At 75.2% G+C, this 19164-nt stretch carries 13 protein-coding genes; 8 read left to right on the top strand and 5 right to left on the bottom strand.

The window, feature by feature from the left end; translation table 11 throughout:
* Positions 1-3: 3 nt before the first annotated feature.
* From IEY37_RS22295 to IEY37_RS16965, 3 genes are all read left to right on the top strand, one after another.
* The gene (locus IEY37_RS22295) at positions 4-1146 is read left to right on the top strand and encodes a sulfurtransferase (RefSeq protein WP_229674552.1); all 1143 of its coding nucleotides are present in this window, start codon (positions 4-6) and stop codon (positions 1144-1146) included.
* Positions 1147-1729: 583 nt separating this feature from the next.
* A complete protein-coding gene (locus IEY37_RS16960) occupies positions 1730-2914 on the top strand; it encodes an acetoin utilization protein AcuC (RefSeq protein WP_188943687.1) in 1185 nt (394 codons plus the stop codon).
* A complete protein-coding gene (locus tag IEY37_RS16965) occupies positions 2907-5777 on the top strand; it encodes a bifunctional acetate--CoA ligase family protein/GNAT family N-acetyltransferase (RefSeq protein ID WP_229674553.1) in 2871 nt (956 codons plus the stop codon). The genes IEY37_RS16960 and IEY37_RS16965 overlap by 8 nt, the downstream gene beginning before the upstream one ends.
* Positions 5778-5889: 112 nt before the next feature.
* Here IEY37_RS16965 and IEY37_RS16975 read toward each other — a convergent pair whose 3' ends face one another.
* The 3 genes from IEY37_RS16975 to IEY37_RS16985 form a co-directional block, all read right to left on the bottom strand.
* The gene (locus IEY37_RS16975) at positions 5890-6915 is read right to left on the bottom strand and encodes a sigma-70 family RNA polymerase sigma factor (protein ID WP_229674554.1); all 1026 of its coding nucleotides are present in this window, start codon (positions 6913-6915) and stop codon (positions 5890-5892) included.
* Between the two features lie 263 nt (positions 6916-7178).
* On the bottom strand, positions 7179-7604 hold the full coding sequence (gene dtd / locus IEY37_RS16980) for a D-aminoacyl-tRNA deacylase (RefSeq protein ID WP_188943689.1): 426 nt from the start codon (positions 7602-7604) through the stop codon (positions 7179-7181).
* 4 nt (positions 7605-7608) lie between these two features.
* The gene (locus IEY37_RS16985; protein WP_188943691.1) at positions 7609-9159 is read right to left on the bottom strand and encodes a DUF7782 domain-containing protein; all 1551 of its coding nucleotides are present in this window, start codon (positions 9157-9159) and stop codon (positions 7609-7611) included.
* Positions 9160-9233: 74 nt separating this feature from the next.
* On the opposite strand from IEY37_RS16985, the gene IEY37_RS16990 reads away from it, so the two are divergent.
* The 5 genes from IEY37_RS16990 (at position 9234) to IEY37_RS17010 (ending at position 16285) form a co-directional block, all read left to right on the top strand.
* On the top strand, positions 9234-9836 hold the full coding sequence (locus IEY37_RS16990; protein WP_188943693.1) for an HhH-GPD-type base excision DNA repair protein: 603 nt from the start codon (positions 9234-9236) through the stop codon (positions 9834-9836).
* A gap of 128 nt (positions 9837-9964) precedes the next feature.
* Positions 9965-10309, top strand: a complete 345-nt coding sequence (locus tag IEY37_RS16995; protein ID WP_229674555.1) for a DUF3099 domain-containing protein — start codon at positions 9965-9967, stop codon at positions 10307-10309.
* A gap of 198 nt (positions 10310-10507) precedes the next feature.
* Entirely contained in the window at positions 10508-13354 is a 2847-nt protein-coding gene (locus IEY37_RS17000; RefSeq protein ID WP_188943694.1) for an ATP-binding protein, read from the top strand.
* 32 nt (positions 13355-13386) lie between these two features.
* On the top strand, positions 13387-14907 hold the full coding sequence (locus IEY37_RS17005; RefSeq protein WP_188943696.1) for a CYTH and CHAD domain-containing protein: 1521 nt from the start codon (positions 13387-13389) through the stop codon (positions 14905-14907).
* 118 nt (positions 14908-15025) lie between these two features.
* A complete protein-coding gene (locus tag IEY37_RS17010) occupies positions 15026-16285 on the top strand; it encodes an acetyl-CoA C-acetyltransferase (RefSeq protein WP_188943698.1) in 1260 nt (419 codons plus the stop codon).
* A 155-nt stretch (positions 16286-16440) separates the two neighbouring features.
* On the opposite strand, the gene glpK is transcribed toward IEY37_RS17010, so the two are convergent.
* Both glpK and IEY37_RS17020 read right to left on the bottom strand, forming a co-directional pair.
* Positions 16441-17964, bottom strand: a complete 1524-nt coding sequence (gene glpK, locus IEY37_RS17015; RefSeq protein WP_188943700.1) for a glycerol kinase GlpK — start codon at positions 17962-17964, stop codon at positions 16441-16443.
* 37 nt (positions 17965-18001) lie between these two features.
* On the bottom strand, positions 18002-18742 hold the full coding sequence (locus IEY37_RS17020) for an MIP/aquaporin family protein (RefSeq protein WP_188943702.1): 741 nt from the start codon (positions 18740-18742) through the stop codon (positions 18002-18004).
* Positions 18743-19164 lie beyond the last annotated feature (422 nt).

Here is a 19164-nt window from a genome sequence, read left to right on the forward strand (position 1 = left end):
CCGGTGCCCCTGGATGAGCCCGCCGAGGCTGCCCGCGCTACCGCCACCAGCACCGACTCCGCGATCAGCAGGGACTCCGCGACCAGCACCGAATCACCTGCTCGCACCGGTTCACCTGGGACGGCACTGCCCCCGGACCTGGCCGATCCGGCGTGGCTCGCCGCTCGGTTGGGGTCCCCGGGCGTCGTCGTCCTCGACGTGCGCTGGCGCGTCGGCGCCGGGAGCGACCACGCCGGCTACCTGGCCGGTCACATCCCGGGTGCCCGCTTCGTCGACCTGGACCGGGAACTGGCCGCGCCGCCAGGCGCGGGCGGCCGGCATCCGTTACCTGATGCCACTGTGCTGCAACAGGTCTGGCGCCGGCACGGCATCGACGACGGCAGCACCGTCGTGGTCCACGACGACGCCGACGGGTCCGGAGCCGTGCGCGCCTGGTGGCTGCTCCGCTGGTCCGGTCTCGAGGACGTGCGGGTGCTCGACGGCGGCCTGCGCGCCTGGACCGGTGCGCTGGAGACCGGGGAACCGGCGCCGTCCCGGCCGGGGACGGTGACCGTCCGACCGGGTGCGATGCCCACCGTGGACATGGCCGAGGTCGCTGCCCGGAGCGGTGCCGGGCACGGCCTGCTGCTCGACGCCCGGGCCGCACCGCGCTACCGCGGCGAGATCGAGCCGCTGGACGCCGTCGCCGGGCACATTCCGGGAGCCGTGAACCTGCCGTTCGCGGAGCTGTACACCGAGCGGGGCACCCTGCGACCGCCCGCCGAATTGCGCGAGCGGCTGGAGGCCGCCGGCGTAGCCGTCCGCCATCAGGCATCGGAGGTGTCGGGGGACCCGTCGGCCACGCCCGAGGCCGACCGGCGTCGAGGGCTGGCGGACCGGGACGGGCCCCGCGGGACGGGCGCCGACGACAGCCACGACGACGGAAGCGCCGACAGCGACGACGACAGAAGCGCCGACAGCGACGCCGACAGGGGCGCGGACAGGGCGGTGGCGTCCTGCGGTTCCGGGGTGACCGCCTGCCACCTGGTGCTCGCGGGACGGGTCGCCGGCATCGACCTGGCGCTGTACCCCGGCTCGTACAGCGAGTGGTCGGGGGCCGGGCGCCCGGTGGCGACCGGGCCGGAACCCAGGTCCGCGGCCGGCTGATGGGGGAAGGGCGCCGTGCCGCGCCGGCAGTCGAGGCAGCACTCCGGTCCCGCGTGTCCTACCCACCGCGGCTCGTGCGTCCCGACCGACCCGAGCCCGCAAGTACCTGCCGTCGCCCGACCCGGGTCAGGCGCTGCGCGGAGCGGCTGACGAGCAGCGCCGCCCGGCGGCACAGCATCGACGGCGCTGCTCGGAGCAGCGCGGCAATGCTCCAGGTCCGCGCCAACAGGACCGCGCCGACAGGACGGCGCTCGGCGGCACGGCGTCGACCACGCTGCGCGGACCGCGCCCCAGCGCTCCGGGACCGCGCTCGGCGGCACAGCGTCGACCACATCTGCACGTAGCCCGCCGTAGTGCTCCAGGTCCGCGCCGGCAGGTCCGCGCCGACAGGACGGCGCCCGGCGGTGCGGCGTCGACCACGCTTCGCGGACCGCGCCGCAGCGCTCCAGGACCGCGCCGACAGGTCCGCGCCGACAGGGCTGCGCTCGGCGGCACAGCGTCGACCACCATGCTCGGAGCGCGCCGCAGTGTTGCAGGTCCGCGCCGACAGGTCCGTGCCCGCGTCCCGGTCTAGCCTGTGCCGATGGCAGCGCCGTTGGTCGTGTGGGACCCGGCCATGGCCGAGTACGACCTCGGGGGCCGCCACCCGCTGCACCCGTTGCGCTGGCAGCTGACCTGGTCGCTGGCCCGATCGCTGGGCGTGCTGGACGGCGTGGACCTCGTCCCGCCGCCGCCGGCCACCGACGACGAGCTGCTGGCCGTGCACCGGGCCGACTACCTGGCGGCGGTGCACGCCGCGTCCGCGGTCCCGCCGCTCCGGCATCCCGGCCACGGGCTCGGCACCACCGACAACCCGGTGTTCCCGGACATGCACCGCACCGCCGCGCTGATCACCGGCGGGTCCATCGCCGCCGCCAGGGCCATCGCCCGCGGCCAGGTCCGTCGGGCGGTCAACATCGCCGGCGGCCTGCACCACGCGATGGCCGACCACGCGTCCGGCTTCTGCGTCTACAACGACCCGGCGCTGGCCATCCACGCCCTCCTCGACGAGGGCGTGCGCCGCGTCGCCTACGTGGACGTCGACGTGCACCACGGCGACGGCGTCCAGGCCGCCTTCTACGACGACCCGCGAGTGCTGACCGTCTCGCTCCACCAGTCGCCGGCCACGCTCTGGCCGGGGACCGGGTGGCCGGCCGAGGTGGGTGCCGGCGCGGCGGCCGGCACGGCGGTCAACGTCCCGGTCCCGGCCGGCACCGGCGACCGCGCCTGGCTCCGGGCCTTCCGCGCCGTCGTCCCGGGGGTACTGCGTGCGTTCCGACCGGACGTCCTGGTCACCCAGCACGGTGCGGACTCGCACGCCGAGGACCCGCTCGCCGACCTCCGGCTGACCGTCGACGGGCACCGCACCGCGCAGCAGGAGCTGCGCGCGCTCGCCGAGGAGCTGACCGGCGGCCGGTGGCTCGCCCTGGGCGGCGGCGGCTACGCCCTGGTCCGTGTGGTGCCGCGGTCGTGGACGCACCTGCTGGCCGCCGTCCTGGACCGGGACCTCGACCCGCGCACGCCCGTCCCCGCCGATTGGCAGGAGGAGGCCCGGCAGTCCCGGCCGGGGACCCGGCCGCCGGAGGACATGTCGGACGGGTCCCCGGACGGCATCCCGGTCACGCCCTGGTCCGGCGAGACCGAGGAGCCGGTCGACGTGGGCATCGACCAGGTACGCCGCGCCGTCTTCCCACTGCACGGGCTGGACCCGTTCGATCCCCGTGACTGAGCGCCCCTACCCCCAGCACTGGGAAGCCGACGTGGTGCTCACGGACGGCGGGGTGGTGCACGTCCGGCCGATCGGAGCCGAGGACGGCCCGGCCATCCTGGACATGCACCGGCGGATGAGCGACCGGACCCGGTACCTGCGGTACTTCAGCGCCACCCCGGTGATCGGCCCGGCGCAGCTGCGGGTGTTCACCGAGGTCGACCACCACGACGCCATCGGGCTGGTCGCCGAGCTCGGCGGGCAGGTCATCGCCGCCGGCACCTGTCACCGCGACGACCGGGACCCGGTGTCGGCGGAGGTGGCCTTCGTCGTCGAGGACGCCCAGCAGCGGCGCGGTCTCGGGTCGATCCTGCTGGAGCACCTGGCCGCTGCGGCCGCCGAGGTGGGCATCCGCCGGTTCACCGCTGAGGTGCTGGCCGAGAACCAGCAGATGGTGCGGGTCTTCGCCGACGCCGGGTACGCGGTGCACCGCCGCTACGAGTCCGGCGTCGTCGACGTGACCTTCGACATCGCCCCGACGGCCCGGTCGCGGGAGGTGCTGGCCGGCCGGGAGCACCGGGCAGAGGCCCGCTCGCTGGCGCGTTTGCTGGCGCCCCGGTCGATCGCCGTCATCGGCGCCTTGGCGGAGGTCGGCAAGGTGGGCCACGCGGTGCTCGAGAACCTCCTGCGGGCCGGGTTCACCGGTCCGGTCTACCCGGTCAACCCCGACGCCCGGTCCGTGCAGGGTGTCCGCGCGTACGCCCGGGTCACCGACATCCCCGACCCGGTGGACGTCGCGGTGGTGACCGTCCCGGCCGGCACGGTCGCCGAGGTCGTGCAGGGGTGCCGCGCCAAGCAGGTCCACGGTCTGGTGGTGGTCACCAGCGGTTTCGCCGACGCCGGCGGGAACGGCGCGGAGGCGCAGCGGCACCTGGTCGCGGTGGCCCGCGGCAGCGGCATGCGGGTGCTCGGGCCGAACTGCCTGGGCATGGTGAACACCGACCCGGCGGTCCGGCTCAACGCCACGCTCGCCCCGGTGGTGCCGGGGCCGGGGCGGGTGGGGTTCTTCTCGCAGTCGGGCGCGCTGGGCATCGCGATCCTCGCCGACGCCGCCCGCCGCGGTCTCGGCCTGTCCAGCTTCGTCTCGGCGGGCAACCGTGCGGACGTCTCCGGCAACGACCTGCTGCAGTACTGGTACTCCGACGACCGCACCGAGGTGGTGCTGCTGTACCTGGAGTCCTTCGGCAACCCGCGCAAGTTCGCCCGGCTGGCCCGGGTGCTGGCCAGGACGAAGCCCGTCATCGCGGTCAAGTCCGGCCGGCACGCCCTGGTGCCGGCCGGCCTGGCGGCCAGCAGCGCGCCGCTGTCGAACACCTCGGTCGCCGCGCTCTTCGCCCAGTCCGGCGTGATCCGCACCGACACCCTCGGCGACGCCTTCGACGTCACCCAGCTGCTGTCGACACAACCGGTGCCGCAGGGCGACCGGATCGCGATCCTGGGGAACTCCACGGCGCTGGGCATCCTCGCCGTCGACGCCTGCCTCGACGCCGGCCTGCGGGTGGTCGACGGCGAGCCGCGCGATCTCGGCGTGGACGTCACCGCCGCCGAGCTGGGCGTCGCGGTGCACGCCACCGTCCGGCGGGACGACGTCGACGCCGTGGTCGTGGTGTTCGTGCCGCCCGTCGCCGTGGACGGGCGCGACCACGCCACCGCGCTGAAGGTCGCCGCCCAGGGCGCCGCGGTGCCGGTGCTGAGCACCTTCCTGGCGGTCACCGGGCTGGCCGATGCGCTGCAGGTGGCCGACGGTCAGGGAGGCGCGGCGCGCGGCTCGGTGCCGTCCTACGCGACACCGGAACGGGCGGTGGCGGCGCTGGCGCACGCGGTGCGCTACGGCGAGTGGCTGCGCCGGCCGCCCGGCGCGCCCGTCCGGCCGTCCGGCATCGACGCGGCCGCCGCCCGGACCCTGGTGGACGGCTGGCGCGCGGCGCCCGGCGGGGCGGGCAGCGGGGCGGGCAGCGGTGCGGGCATCGACGCGGGCATCGACGGGAGCACGGAGAGCGCCGGCAGCGCGAAGAGCACCGGCCGTGCGGGAAGCACCGACAGCGGGGCAGGCACCGGCACCGGCAGCACGGACGGCACCGGCAGCGGGGCAGGCATCGGCAGCGGGGCAAGCACAGGCAGCACCAGCCCCGTCACCGGTCCAAGGGCCGTGCAGGACCTGACCGACGCGCAACTGGTGGCGCTGCTCGGCTGCTACGGGGTGACGCTGCTGCCGTTCCGGACCGTCCCCGGCGCGGACGAGGCGGTGGCCGCCGCCGGGGAGCTCGGCCTGCCGGTCGCCGTCAAGGCGTTCGACGAGTCGTTGCGGCACCGGATGGACCAGGCAGGGGTGCGGCTGCACCTGGCGACCGAGGACGACATCCGCCGGGCGGTCGGCGAGCTGGCCGCGGTGGGCTCCTCGCGGGTGTACGTGCAGCAGATGGCACCGGCCGACCGGTCGACGGTCCCGACGGTGTTCCAGGTGACCGCCGACCCGAGCTTCGGCGCGCTGGTGTCGTTCGGCGTCGGCGGGGTGGCCACCGACCTGCTCGACGACCGCGCGTACCGGATCGTCCCGTTGACCGACGTGGACGCGGCCGAGTTGGTCCGCGGCCCCCGGGCGGCGCCGCTGCTCGAGGGCTACCGCAATGCGCCGCCGGTGGACCTGGCGGCGCTGGCCGACGTCGCGCTGCGGCTGTCCTGCCTGGCCGACGACGTCCCGGAGCTGCTCTACCTGCAGCTACAGCCGGTGCTCGCGGGACCCGCGGGCGTGGCGGTCACCGGTGCGGTCGGCCGGCTCGGGGAGGCGTCACCGGCCGTGGACGACCGGCGCCGGCTCCGGTGACCGGATCCTGCGCCGACCGGTCCCGGAGAAACGAGAGACCGGGCTCGCTGTGCACGAGCCCGGTCCCTCCGGCCTGCGGCGTGGCGCCGCTCTCGACGTCGTGTGCCAGGTGTCAGCTGGCGTAGGCGCGCAGCGCCTCGCTGCGGTCCCCGGTGCGCAGCTTGGCCATCGAGTCGCGCTCGATCTGCCGCACCCGCTCGCGGGAGATGCCGAACGCCCGCCCGATCTCGTCCAGCGTGCGCGGCCGGCCGTCGTCGAGCCCGTAGCGCATCCGCACCACGGTGCGCTCCCGGTCGTCCAGCGTCCGGAGCACCTTGTTGATGTCCTGGTGCATGAACCCGGCGACCACCATCGCCTCGGCCGAGGTCGACTCGGCGTCCTCGATGAAGTCACCCAGCGGGGCTTCCTCGTCGCTGCCGACCGGCATGTCGAGGCTGACCGGGTCACGGGCGTGGTCCAGCAGGTCCGCGATCTTCTCCTCGGGGATGCCGGACTCGGCGGCCAGCTCCGCCATGGTGGCGTCGCGGCCGAACTGCTGGTGCAGCTCCCGCTTCAACCGGGACAGCTTGTTCACCTGCTCGACGAGGTGGACGGGCAGCCGGATGGTCCGACCCTGGTCGGCCATGCCCCGCGAGATGGCCTGGCGGATCCACCAGGTGGCGTACGTGGAGAACTTGAAGCCCTTGGTGTAGTCGAACTTCTCGACCGCCCGGATCAGCCCGAGGTTGCCCTCCTGGACCAGGTCCAGCAGCGGCATGCCGCGGCCGGTGTAGCGCTTGGCCAGCGAGACGACGAGCCGCAGGTTCGCCACCAGGAGGTGGTTGCGGGCACGGTTGCCGTCCCGGACCACGGCCCGCAGGTCGGCCCGCTTCTGCGGGGACAGCCGGGTCGCGGTGTCCAGCTTGTGCTGCGCGAAGACGCCGGCCTCGATCCGCTTGGCCAGCTCGACCTCCTGCTCGGCGGTCAGCAGCGCGGTCTTGCCGATGCCGTTCAGGTAGACGCGCACCAGGTCCGCCGAGGGACCCTGGGCGTCGAGGTCCTCCGCCGCCTCACGACGGGCAGCGGCCGAGCTGTCAACAAGTGTGTCGCCGGCCGACGTATCGTCGAAGGCGTCGTCCACCATGGGGGAGACGGACATGTGGTGCTCCCTTCCGTATCAACTGCCGGACGCGGAGATGAGCGGCGCCGGCATATCATTCGAACGTCGACCTGCACCGAATCGTTCCCCGATCCGGTGGCGATGACGCGTCGACGGGTATCCGGAGTCCTGCGGCGCACCGATCGGGTGATGGGAGTAGATCCCGCGCACCGCCACAGCGCGCTGTGCCGCCCATGGGAACCGCATGGGAACGGACCTCGCCCGGCGGGACGCCGGATCGCCCGGAGCCCAGCGCCGGGCCGTCAGTTGTCCAGGACGAGGGTGAACGGTCCGTCGTTCTCGCTGGTCACGACCATCTCGGCGGCGAAGACGCCGGTCCGGACCTCGGCGCCGCGGCGGCGCAGCTCGGCCACCACCTCGTCGACCAGCGGCTCGGCGACCGGTCCCGGAGCCGCGTCGGACCAGCTCGGCCGGCGTCCCCGGTCGGTCCGGCCGTACAGGGTGAATTGGCTCACAACGAGCACCGGGGCACCCGTCTGGGCGCTGGACCGCTCGCCGGGCAGGATCCGCAGCTCATGCAGCTTGGCGGCCATCGCCCGCGCGGTCTCCGAAGTGTCGGTGTGCGTGACGCCGACCAGCGCCAGCAGGCCCGGCGCGGAGAGCTCGCCCACCACGTGACCGTCGACCCGGACGCTGGCCGACCGGACCCGGGACACCACGACGCGCACCGGATCAGGCCGCCGGGTCGGTGTGTTCGACGGGGTGCAGGAGCCCGCGGGTGATCCCGTCCCGCACCGACGGCAGCACCGCGGCCGCCACGGCGTCGGGGTCCAGCCCGTGCGCGCCGGCCAGCAGCTCCACCAGCAGACCCAGCGGCGCCAGCCCGGTGCAGCCGGCCAGCAGGGACCGTCCCCACTCGTCGACCTGCAGCGTCGCCCCGGGGCCGGTGGGCCGGCGCAGCATCCGCAGCACGCCCGTCCAGCCGTCCGGGCCGGGCAGCGAGCGCTCTTCGAGCAGCACGTCCGGCGCCAGGGACAGCCGGGTCGCCAGAAGTCCGCGGTCGTCGACGGAGCGCAGCCACCGCCGCCGGGCCAGGAAGGCCGCCGCCTCCTCACCGGTCACCTCGTCGCCGGGGCCGGTCAGCTCGTCGAGCACCACGTCGGGATCGTCGGCGCCGGACCTGCGCAAGGTGATCACGCCCATCCCGATCGCCTCGACGTCCTGCTGCTGCAGCCAGTCCAGCCACCGACCGGCGACCGCGTCCGCGGCGGCGCCGGTCTCGCCGGCGTCCTTGCCCCACAGCGCCACGTACTCGGCCGGGTCGGCGAGCTCCCGCTGCACCACCCAGGCGTCGCAGCCGGTCTCCTGCACCCAGCCGCCGACCCGGCTCCGCCAGTCGGTGCCGGTGCGCACCACCCAGTTGGCCAGGAACTGCGCGGTGCCACCGGGCCGCAGCCGCTGCGCCGCGCCGGTCACCAGCGCGCGGCACACCTCGTCGCCGGCCATGCCGCTGTCCCGGTAGGTGTAGCGGGTCTCGCCGGGGCCGACGACGAACGGCGGGTTCGACACCACCAGGTCGAAGGTCTCCGTCCCGACCGGCTCGTACAGCCCGCCGAGCCGCAGGTCCCAGTCCAGGCCGTTCAGCCGGGCGGTGGCGCCGGCCAGCGCCAGCGCCCGCGGGTTGGTGTCGGTCGCCACGATGGAACCGGCGTGCGACGACAGGTGCAGCGACTGGATGCCGCAGCCGGTGCCGATGTCCAGCGCGTGGTCGACCTCCGCGCGGATCACCGCCCGGGCCAGGCTGAGCGACGCCGCGCCGATCCCCAGCACGTGGTCGGGCCGCACCGGTCCCGGCCGGAGCTCGAAGTCCGGGTCGGAGACCACCAGGTACTCGGCGACGTCGTCGGCGTGCGGCCGGACGTCCAGCGCCGCGCGCAGCCGGTCGCCGGCCCGCTCCAGCACGCCCTCCGCGACGGCCCGGTCGGCGCCGAGCCGGGGCAGCGCGGCGGCCACCGCGGACGCGGGCTCGTCCAGCCCCAGCAGGAACAGCCGCACCAGGGTCTCCAGCGCAGCGCCGCCCCGGGTCACCCGCTCGGCGGCGAACACCTCGCCGCGGCCCAGCGCCCGGTGCGCGGACGTTCCGAGCAGTTCGGGCACCGTGCCGGCGTCGAAACGGGCCTCGCGCAGGTCGTCGCCGAAGGCGTCCACGGCCGCCGGGTCGGCCAACGGGGACGGTGGTCCGGCCGTCGCGGACGGGGGCGGGGCGGCGTCGGGACGCGTCATGGCGGCCCACGCTATCCCGCGCCGACTCCTCCGCGGGCGGCCCGGACCCGGCGTCGGTGTGCCAGGCTCGGCCCATGGCTCGCACGCTGTACCTGACCGGGGACCCGGACGCCGACACCCTGCTGGCCGCCGACCCCAACGCGCTGCTCCTGGGCATGGTGCTGGACCAGCAGATCCCGATGGAGAAGGCGTTCTCCGGGCCCGCGGTGCTGGCCCGCCGGATGGGCGCGCTCGACGTCCGCGCGATCGCCGACGCCGATCCCGACGGCTTCACGGCGCTGTTCGCCGGGCCGCCCGCCGTGCACCGCTTCCCCGGCTCGATGGCCGCCCGGGTGCAGCAGGTCTGCCGCACCCTCGTCGAGCAGTACGACGGGGACGCCACCGGGCTCTGGGACGGCGTGGCATCCGGCGACGAGTTGCGCGGGCGCATCGCCGCGCTCCCCGGCTTCGGGGCGCAGAAGGCGGCGATCTTCGTCGCGCTGCTGGGCAAGCAGTACGGCGTGACGCCGCCCGGGTGGCGGGAGGCCGCCGGGGACTACGGCCAGGAGGGCAGCTTCCGGTCGGTCGCGGACGTCGTCGACGCGGACAGCCTGGAACGGGTGCGGGCGGCCAAGCGGGCGGCGAAGGCCGCGGCCAAGCAGGCGGCCGGCCAGCAGGCGGCGTCCCGGAAGGGGTGACCGGCGGCACCGGCGACGCCCACAGCGTGGCCCTACAGCGGGCGTACCGTGGCGATGGGTGGCCGGCCAGACCGCCCCGCGGCTCCGGTTTCTCGCCGGTCGGCCGCCGACCGAGCAGGAGGCCGCCGGTGTCCGCACCGGGTGTACCCACGGAGGGCTCGTCACGGGCCCGCTCCGACGTCGCGGTGATCACCGCGGCGGAACTGCCCTACGACGCCCAGGTCCGCGCCCGCCGAAAGCGGTACGTGCTGATGATGAGCATGCGCGTGCCGCTGCTCGTCGCCGCGACGCTGTGCTACCGCATCCCGTGGCTGGCGATCGCCCTGCTCGTGGTGTCGATCCCGCTGCCCTGGATGGCGGTGCTCATCGCGAACGACCGGCCGGCCCGCAAGGCGCGCATGGCCGTGCCGGGCACGCTCAACCACGAGCGTGCGCTGCCGCCGGCGCCGCGGGAGATCATCGACAGCGAGTAGGCCCGAGGCGGAGGGCGACCCGCCGTCCGCCCACATCCGCACCGACACCCACGCCGACACCCACACGGCACGTCCGGACGAGGCCGGCTCCCCGCAGCGGGAGCCGGCCTCGTCCGCGTCCGCGGGACCTCCCACCCCCGTACCATCACCTGACCGGCCCCGGCGCGTCGGGGCCGATCGGGTGAACGGGGAGAGTTCGTGGAGTTCGGCGTTCTGGGACCGCTGCGCGTCCTCGGTCCGTCCGGTCCGGTCGCGGTGGGGTCGCCGCAGCTGCGGACCGCGCTGGCCGCGCTGCTCGTCGACGTGGGGTCCGTGGTGTCCGTCGACGTGCTGGTGGAGCGGCTCTGGGGGCCGGACGCGGTGGGCCGCGCCGCCCAGCGGCTGCACCCCTTGATCTCCCGATTGCGGTCCGCGGTGGGTCCGGACGTCGTCGCGCTGCAGGCGCCCGGCTACCGATTGGCCGCCCCGCCGGACTCCGTCGACGCGGTCCGGTTCGCCGACCGGGTCGCGCAGGCCCGGCGGCTGGCCGAGGACGGCGACCTGGTGGCCGCCCGGGCGCGGCTGCGCACCGGCCTGGACCTGTGGCAGGGCGACGCCTACGCCGACGTCCCCGCCGACTTCGCCCAGCGGGAGGCCGCCCGCCTCGGCGAGCAGCGGCTCGCCGCGCAGGAGTTCGCCGCCGACCTGGACCTGCGGCTGGGCAACTACGGCGAGCTCGCCGAGGTGCTCCCGGACCTGGTCCGGCGCTTCCCGCTGCGCGAGGGGCTGCGCGCCAGCCTGATGCTCGCGCTGTACCGGACCGGTCGCCAGGCCGAGGCGCTGGCCACCTACCAGCAGGGTCGCGAACTGCTGCAGGAGGAGCTGGGCATCGATCCGGCCCCGCGGCTGCGCGACCTGCACGAGCGCATCCTGCGCCAGGACGCCGACCTGGCGCCCACCACGCCGCCCGTCGAGATCCTGACGGGGAAGGGGCCCGGACCCGGACCGGGGACCGGGGCGACGGCGTCCCGGGCGGCCGGTACCCGCCGGGCGGCCACCCCGCTGCTCGGCCGCGAGCACGAGCTCGAGCGGCTCGCGGAGCTGCTCGGTCGGTCGCCGGTGGTGACCGTGCTGGGCACCGGCGGCGTCGGCAAGACCCGGACCGCCCAGGAGCTGCTGGCCCGGCGCGCCGACGCGGACGGCCCGTGGTGGGTGGACCTGGCTCCGCTCAACGACGGCCGGCTGGTGGTCGGCGCGGTCGCCGCGGTGCTCGGCGTCAGCGGCGCGGCGGACCCGGCCGCGCTGGCCGCGGCGGTGGCCGACCGCTCGCTGCTGCTGGTGCTGGACAACTGCGAGCAGGTCGCCGTCGACGTCGCCGAGCTGGTCGAGGAGCTGGTGGCCGGGTGTCCGGGGGTGACCGTGCTGGCCACCAGCCGCGAGGTGCTCGGGGTCACCGGCGAGGTCGTGTACCCGTTGCCGCCGCTGGACCCGTCGACCGCCCACCTGCTGTTCGCGGAGCGGGCCCGGCGGTCCGCGCCGGACTGGACGCCCTCGCCCGCCGACGACGAGACGGTGGCGACGGTGTGCCGGGATCTCGACCACCTGCCGCTGGCGATCGAGCTGGCCGCCGCGCAGCTGCGGACGCTGTCCGTCCGCCAGCTCGCCGGCATGCTCGGCGACCGTTTCGAGCTGCTGGCCGGCGGTCCGCGGGCCAACCGCCGGCACGCCACCATGACCGCCGCCGTCGCCTGGTCCTACGACGGGCTGCCGGCCGACGAGCGGCACGCGTTCGAGGCGCTGTGCCTGCTGCCCGGCACCTTCGACCTGGCCGCCGCCGGGGCGGTCGCCGGGACGCCCAGGCCGCTGTCGCTGCTGCGGTCGCTGGTCGACAAGTCGATGGTGGTGGCGGTCGACGGCGAGCCGCGCCGCTACCGCGTGCTGCAGACCCTGCGCCAGTACGCCGATCTCCACCGCTCGCCGGACCGGACGACCGAGGCCGCAGCACGTCTCGTCGCCTGGGCGGTCGAGCTGACCGCCGGCGCGGACGACGGGATGCGGGGTCCGGACAGCGCCGCCTGGATGGCCCGCCTGGCCGCCGAGAACGACAACATCCGCGCCGCACTGGATCTCGCCACCCCGGACGTTGCCACCGGGTTGGGCATCGCCACGCAGGTGTTCTGGTTCTGGTACCGGACCGGGAACGTCGTCGAGGGCGTCGCCGTGCTGCGCCGGCTGCTGGACGCGGCGGGCCCGGACACCGGGCTGCCGCTGCTGATCCGCGCCCGGGTGGCGCTGGCGCTGATGACCTACCTGGCCGGCGACCTGGCCGCCGTCGTCGAGAACCTGGCCGTCGTCGGGGACCTCGTGGGACGGACGGCCGAGACCGAGGTGCAGGCGTTCGCGCTGTGCACGCTGTCCTACTTCCGGGCCGCCGTCGGCGCGCCGGACGCCGCGGAGCTGGCGGCGACCGCGCTGCACGTGGCGCGGGCGTCCGGCACCCCGCAGCGGGTGGCCGAGGCCCTGCAGTCGGCCGGCCTGGCGTCCTTCCGCGCCGGTGACCTGGAGCAGGCCGAGCAGCAGCTGCGCGCGGCGGTGGCCGAGGCGGACGCCTGCGGCTACCTGTGGTGCGCCGGTTCGGCGCTGTGGTTCCTGGCCAAGGTCCGGATCGCCGCCGGCGACGTGACGGCCGACACCGCCGCGCTGCTGCTGCGGATGACCGAGGACTGCGAGCGGGACGCCGACCGGACGTCCTGGCTGGTCGGCGCGCTGACGCTGGCGTACGTGCTCTTCCGGCGCGGCGACGGGGACGCCGCGACCCGGCTGTGCGGTGCGGCGGCGGCGTACGGGCGGTCGCTGGCGTTCGTGCCGCAGGCGATGGACCCGGTGGATCTGCACCGCTACGTCACCGAGATGGCGGCGGCCCGCACGCCCGAGCAGGACGAGCTGTTCACGACCCTCGCAGCCGAGCCGTCGGCGCGCGCCGCCGAGCGGATCCGGGCGGAGCTGGCGACCGTGCGGCAGCGGGGGCCGGCATCCGGATCGGTACCGTCGGCAGCGGGCAGGTGACCGTCGGCCGGCGCCGGCGAGAGGGGAGCGACATGGCCGACACCCAGGACGAGCGCGAGTACAAGTTCGAGGCCTCGGACGGTGCGGCGCTGCCGGCGGCCGACGACCTGGTGCCGCCGGGCGGCCGGGTCGAGCACCTCGAGCTGCACCTGCACAGCGTCTACTTCGACACCGCCGACCGGGACCTGCTGCGGCACGGCATCACGCTGCGCTGCCGCACCGGCGACGCCGACTCCGGGTGGCAGCTCAAGGTCCCCACCGACGCCGGAGGCAGCGGGGGCGCGCGATCGGGCGACGGCCCCGCGTCGCGGACCGAGATCCGGCTGGACGGCGAGGTGCGCAGCACGTCGGTGCCGCGGGAGCTGGCCGGGCTGGTCACCGGCGTGCGCCGCGGCGCACCGCTGCGGCACGTGGTCACCATCCGGACCCGCCGGACGGTCACCCGGCTGCTGGCCGCCGACGGCCGGACCGTCGTCGAGATCGCCGACGACACCGTCGCGGTCGCCGCCCCGGGCGGCGGCCGGGGCACGCTCACCGACTGGCGGGAGGTCGAGGTCGAGCAGGGACCGGCCGGAGACGCCGACCTGCTCGGGGCCGTCGCCGACCGCATCGCCGCCGCCGGCTTCACCCGGTCCGCCGCCGCCAACAAGGTGGCCAGGGCGATCGGCGCCGCCCCGTCCGCGACGCCGGCAGCGCTGCCGCGCAAGCCCACGGCCGGACAGGTGGTGCGGGCCTACCTGGCCGCGCAGGACACCGCGCTCGTCGAGGGCGACCTGCAGCTGCGGCGCGGACTGGGCGGGATCCACCCGACGCGGGTGGCGACTCGCAGGGCGCGCAGCACCCTGCGCATCTTCGCCGACCTGTTCGACGCCGACCGCGCCTCCGCGTTCGACGCGGAACTGAAGTGGTGGGCCGAGTTGCTGGGCAACGTCCGCGACCGCGAGGTGCAGCGCGAGCGCTTCGCCCGGGACGTGCACGCGCTGCCGGCCGAGCTGGTCCTGGGCCCGGTGGCGGTGACGATCGAGTCGGACTTGCTGGCCGAGCAGCTGCGGCACACCAAGGCGCTGGAGCGCGCCATGCGCAGCCGCCGCTACCTGGCGCTGCTCCGGGAGTCCGCGCGCTGGGCGGCGGAACCGCCGTTCACCGCGGCCGCGGACCGGCCGGCGCGGAGCCTGCGGCGGGACGTGCGGACCGCGTTCGGGAAGGTCGACCGGCACCTGCGCCGCGGGCTCGCGTCCGGCGTCGACGACGAGCTGCACCGGGCCCGGAAGGCGGCCAAGCGCGCCCGCTACGCGGCCGAGCTGGTCGAGCCGGTGGGCGGTGTGAAGAAGGCGACGCGGTCCGTCAAGCGCTACCGGGAGCTGCAGGACATCCTCGGCGAGCACCAGGACGGCGTCGTGGCGGCGGACATCCTGCGCCGCCTGGGCGCGGCCACGGCCGGCCGGCCCGGCGAGAACGGTTGGACCTACGGCGTGCTGTACGCCGGCGAGCTGCAGCGCGCGCAGCAGAGCCGGGACCTGGCGGCCCGCTGGGCGGACCGCCAGTCGGGCTGACGGCGCCTGGCGCCGCCGCACGGCCGGCGCGGTCCGTCCCTACCATCGGGGGACCGGCCGGCCTCCCGGCCGGGTCGCCGCCGTCGCCGCCGGGCGACCGCACCGAAGGGACAACGCCGTGCCCGAGGCCGTCATCGTCGCCGCCGCCCGCAGCCCGATCGGCCGGGCCCACAAGGGGTCGCTGGTCTCCGCCCGCCCGGACGACCTGACCGCGCAGGTGGTCCGCGCGGCGCTGCAGCAGGTGCCCCAGCTGGATCCGGCCACCCTCGACGATCTCCTGCTGGGCTGCGGGATGCCCGGCGGTGAGCAGGGTTTCAACATGGCCAGGGTGGTCGCCGTGCTGCTCGGGCTGGACGGCGTCCCCGGCGCGACGGTGACCCGCTACTGCTCGTCGTCCGTGCAGACGACGCGGATGGCCCTGCACGCCATCCGGGCCGGTGAGGGTCACGCCTTTGTGTCGGCCGGCGTGGAGATGGTGAGCCGGTCCCCGCGCGGCACGTCCGACAACCCGCCGGTGGAGCCTGGCGCGGATCCGCGGGCCAAGGACGGCAACCCGTGGGTCAACCCGGCGTTCCGGCCCGCCGCCGCCCGGTCCGCGGAGCGCGCCCGCGGCACCGCGGATCCCTGGTCGGACCCGCGGCTGTCCGGCGAGCTGCCCGACGTCTACGTGGCCATGGGACAGACCGCCGAGGACGTCGCTGCCCTGTGCGGCGTCAGCCGCCAGGACCAGGACGAGTTCGCCTGCCGGTCGCAGAACCTCGCCGAGAAGGCCGTCGCCGACGGCTTCTTCCAGCGCGAGATCGTCCCGGTCACGCTGCCCGACGGCACCACGGTGAGCACCGACGACAGCCCCAGGGCCGGGACGACGATGGCGGGGCTGGCCGCCCTGCAGCCGGTGTTCCGGCCGGGCGGCACCGTCACCGCCGGCAACGCCTGCCCGTTGAACGACGGGGCCGCGGCCCTGGTGGTGATGAGCGACGTGCGGGCCCGGGAGCTGGGCATCCAGCCGCTCGCCCGGATCGTGTCCACCGCGGTCACCGCGCTGTCCCCGGAGATCATGGGGCTCGGCCCGGTCGAGGCGTCCCGGCGGGCGCTCGCGCTGGCCGGGATGGGCATCGGCGACGTCGATCTCGTCGAGATCAACGAGGCGTTCGCCGCGCAGGTGGTGCCGTCCTACCGGCAGCTGGGGGTGGACGTCGACCGGCTGAACGTGCACGGCGGCTCGATCGCCGTCGGCCACCCGTTCGGCATGACCGGCGCCCGGATCACCACGACGCTGCTCAACGGGCTGCGCACCCGGGACCGGACGGTCGGCCTGGAGACCATGTGCGTCGGCGGCGGTCAGGGCATGGCGATGGTGCTGGAGCGGCTGTCCTGACCCGGCGACGAACCGCCCCGGCCGTGCCGGTCGTCCGGGAGGCGCCGGACCGCCCGGCCGCGCCGGCCGGGCCGGCGCCGGGGGCTGCGTGGTCCGCCCCGACGCCGGGGGCTGCGTGGTCCGCCCCGACGCCGGCCCGGCCGACCCGTGGGGGCTCAGTCCTGGTCGTCGTCCTCGACCCAGTCGAAGGTCTTGGTGACCGCCTTGCGCCAGCGGGCGTACAGCCGCTCCCGGTCCGCTGCGTCCAGCTGCGGCTCCCAGCGCTTGTCCTCTGCCCAGTTGGTGCGGATGTCGTCCTCCGAGCTCCAGTAGCCGACCGCCAGCCCGGCTGCGTACGCGGCGCCGAGCGCGGTCGTCTCGGCGACCACCGGCCGGATCACCGGCACGCCCAGGATGTCGGCCTGGAACTGCATCAGGGTCTCGTTGGCCACCATGCCGCCGTCCACCTTGAGCTCGGTGAGGTCGACCCCGGAGTCGGCGTTCATGGCGTCGAGCACCTCCCGGCTCTGGAAGGCGGTGGCCTCGAGCACGGCCCGCGCCAGGTGGCCCTTGTTCACGTACCGGGTGAGCCCGACGATGGCGCCGCGGGCGTCGGACCGCCAGTACGGGGCGAACAACCCGGAGAACGCCGGCACGAAGTAGGCGCCGCCGTTGTCCTCCACCGTCTTCGCCAGGTCCTCGATCTCCGGTGCCGACCCGATCAGCCCGAGGTTGTCCCGGACCCACTGCACCAGCGAGCCGGACACCGCGATCGAGCCCTCCAGCGCGTACACCGTCGGCTGGTCGCCGATCTTGTAGCAGACCGTGGTCAGCAGCCCGTTCTTGCTCGGCACCTTCTCCGTGCCGGTGTTCAGCAGCATGAAGTTGCCGGTGCCGTAGGTGTTCTTGGCCTCGCCGACGGCCAGGCAGGCCTGGCCGAAGGTCGCCGCCTGCTGGTCACCGAGGTCTCCGGCCAGCGGCACGCCGGCCAGCACGCCCCGCGGCCGGACGTTGCCGTACACCTGCGACGACGACCGGATCTCCGGCAGCATCGACACCGGGATGCCCATCTCGCCGGCGATCTCGTCGTCCCAGGACAGCGTGTCCAGGTCCATCAGCATCGTGCGTGACGCGTTGGTGGGGTCGGTGATGTGCAGGCCGCCGTCCACCCCGCCGGTCATGTTCCAGATCAGCCAGGTGTCCATGTTCCCAAACACCAGGTCGCCGCGCTCCGCGCGCTCCCGTGCGCCGTCGACGTTGTCGAGGATCCAGCGCACCTTCGGGCCCGAGAAGTACGTCGCCAAGGGCAGTCCCACCTTGGCCTTGTAGCGGTCCGCACCGCCGCCCCGGCTGCCCAGTTCCTGGCAGATGGCGTCGGTCCGGGTGTCCTGCCAGACGACGGCGTTGTACACCGGCTCGCCGGTGGTGCGGTCCCACACCAGCGCCGTCTCGCGCTGGTTGGTGATGCCCACGGCGGCGATGTCGTCGTGGGTCAGGTCGGCCCTGGCCAGCGCGCCGGCGGTGACCTCGCGGGTGTTGTTCCAGATCTCGACGGCGTCGTGCTCGACCCAGCCGGCCCTGGGGAAGATCTGCCGGTGTTCCTTCTGGTCGACGGCCACCACGCGGCCCTCGTGGTTGAAGATCATGCACCGGGTCGACGTGGTGCCCTGGTCGACGGCGGCGATGTACTGGTCGGACATCGGGTGGGGATCCTCTCGGGGCGGGGGTCAGGAGCGGTCAGGAGGTGGCGGTGGGGAACAGGCTCTGGGCGTCGATGGCCTTGAAGACCAGCGCCGCGAGCACGGCGCCGATCACCGGGCCGAGCACCGGAACCCAGGAGTAGGCCCAGTCGGAGCTGCCCTTGCCCTTGATCGGCAGGACGGCGTGGGCGATCCGCGGACCGAGGTCGCGCGCGGGGTTGATGGCGTACCCGGTCGGCCCGCCGAGGGACGCGCCGATCCCGACGACCAGTAGCGCCACGAACAGCGGCCCGAGACCGGACGGGGTGCCGCCGGCGACCAGGATGACGAAGATCAGCACGAAGGTGGCGATCACCTCGGTGACCACGTTCCACGGGTAGTTCCGGATGGCCGGGCCGGTGGAGAACACGCCCAGCTTCTTGCCGGGGTCCGGCTCGGTGTCGAAGTGGTCCCGGAAGGACAGCCAGCACAGCACCGCGCCGAGGAAGGCGCCGACGAACTCGCCGGCGAAGTAGACGAAGGCCTGCCCGGCGGAGACGTTGCCGAGAATCCATTGCGCGACGGTCACCGCCGGGTTCAGGTGCGCACCGGTCGGGAAGGCGACGTAGACGCCGGCGAACACGCCGAGGCCCCAGCCGAAGTTGATCAGCAGCCAGCCGCCGTTCTCGCCCTTGCTGCCGCGCAGGATGGCGGTCGCGACCACACCGGTGCCGAGCAGCAACAGTGTTGCGGTGCCCAGCGTTTCGTACAGGAAGATGTGCCCGTAGCTCGGGTTCATCGGGGACCACCAGGGACGGACGGATGCACCGGATCTCTCCTCGCGACGACGGGACCGGCGGTGCGGGGACCCGCACCGGCAGGGGACGGCGGAGCGGCAGCCGGCGACGGGCGGGCGGCTGCCCGACCGGCCGCTGCACGGGCGGGGGCGCGGCCGGCGGGACCGCCGACCGGCCGTCCGGGCAGAGCCATCGGTGGACCCCCACGTCCGTGCGCCGGCGGCGACCGCCGGCGGTGTGGCGGGCCGCAGGATGCGGCCCGGTTCGGACGGTCCCACACGGCGCCGCGGCCGACAACCGGAACCGGCGCGCGACACCGGCGCGTAGCGTGGCCACCGTGCCCCGGCCGGCCCAGAGAACCACTGGTGACGCGGGTGCAGGGTCACGGACGGCCCGCACGTGAGCGGCGTGAGCGGCGGGAGCG

The organism is Nakamurella endophytica, from assembly GCF_014646215.1.
Classification (GTDB): Bacteria; Actinomycetota; Actinomycetes; order Mycobacteriales; family Nakamurellaceae; genus Nakamurella; species Nakamurella endophytica.

What these genes read in the sequence shown, in the direction of transcription:
- IEY37_RS16960 (WP_188943687.1), top strand. Translation starts at nt 1,730, where the DNA reads ATGGCAGCGCCGTTGGTCGTGTGGGACCCGGCCATGGCCGAGTACGAC.
- IEY37_RS16975 (WP_229674554.1), bottom strand. Translation starts at nt 6,915, where the DNA reads ATGTCCGTCTCCCCCATGGTGGACGACGCCTTCGACGATACGTCGGCC.
- IEY37_RS16985 (WP_188943691.1), bottom strand. Translation starts at nt 9,159, where the DNA reads ATGACGCGTCCCGACGCCGCCCCGCCCCCGTCCGCGACGGCCGGACCA.
- IEY37_RS16990 (WP_188943693.1), top strand. Translation starts at nt 9,234, where the DNA reads ATGGCTCGCACGCTGTACCTGACCGGGGACCCGGACGCCGACACCCTG.
- IEY37_RS17005 (WP_188943696.1), top strand. Translation starts at nt 13,387, where the DNA reads ATGGCCGACACCCAGGACGAGCGCGAGTACAAGTTCGAGGCCTCGGAC.
- glpK (WP_188943700.1), bottom strand. Translation starts at nt 17,964, where the DNA reads ATGTCCGACCAGTACATCGCCGCCGTCGACCAGGGCACCACGTCGACC.
- IEY37_RS17020 (WP_188943702.1), bottom strand. Translation starts at nt 18,742, where the DNA reads ATGAACCCGAGCTACGGGCACATCTTCCTGTACGAAACGCTGGGCACC.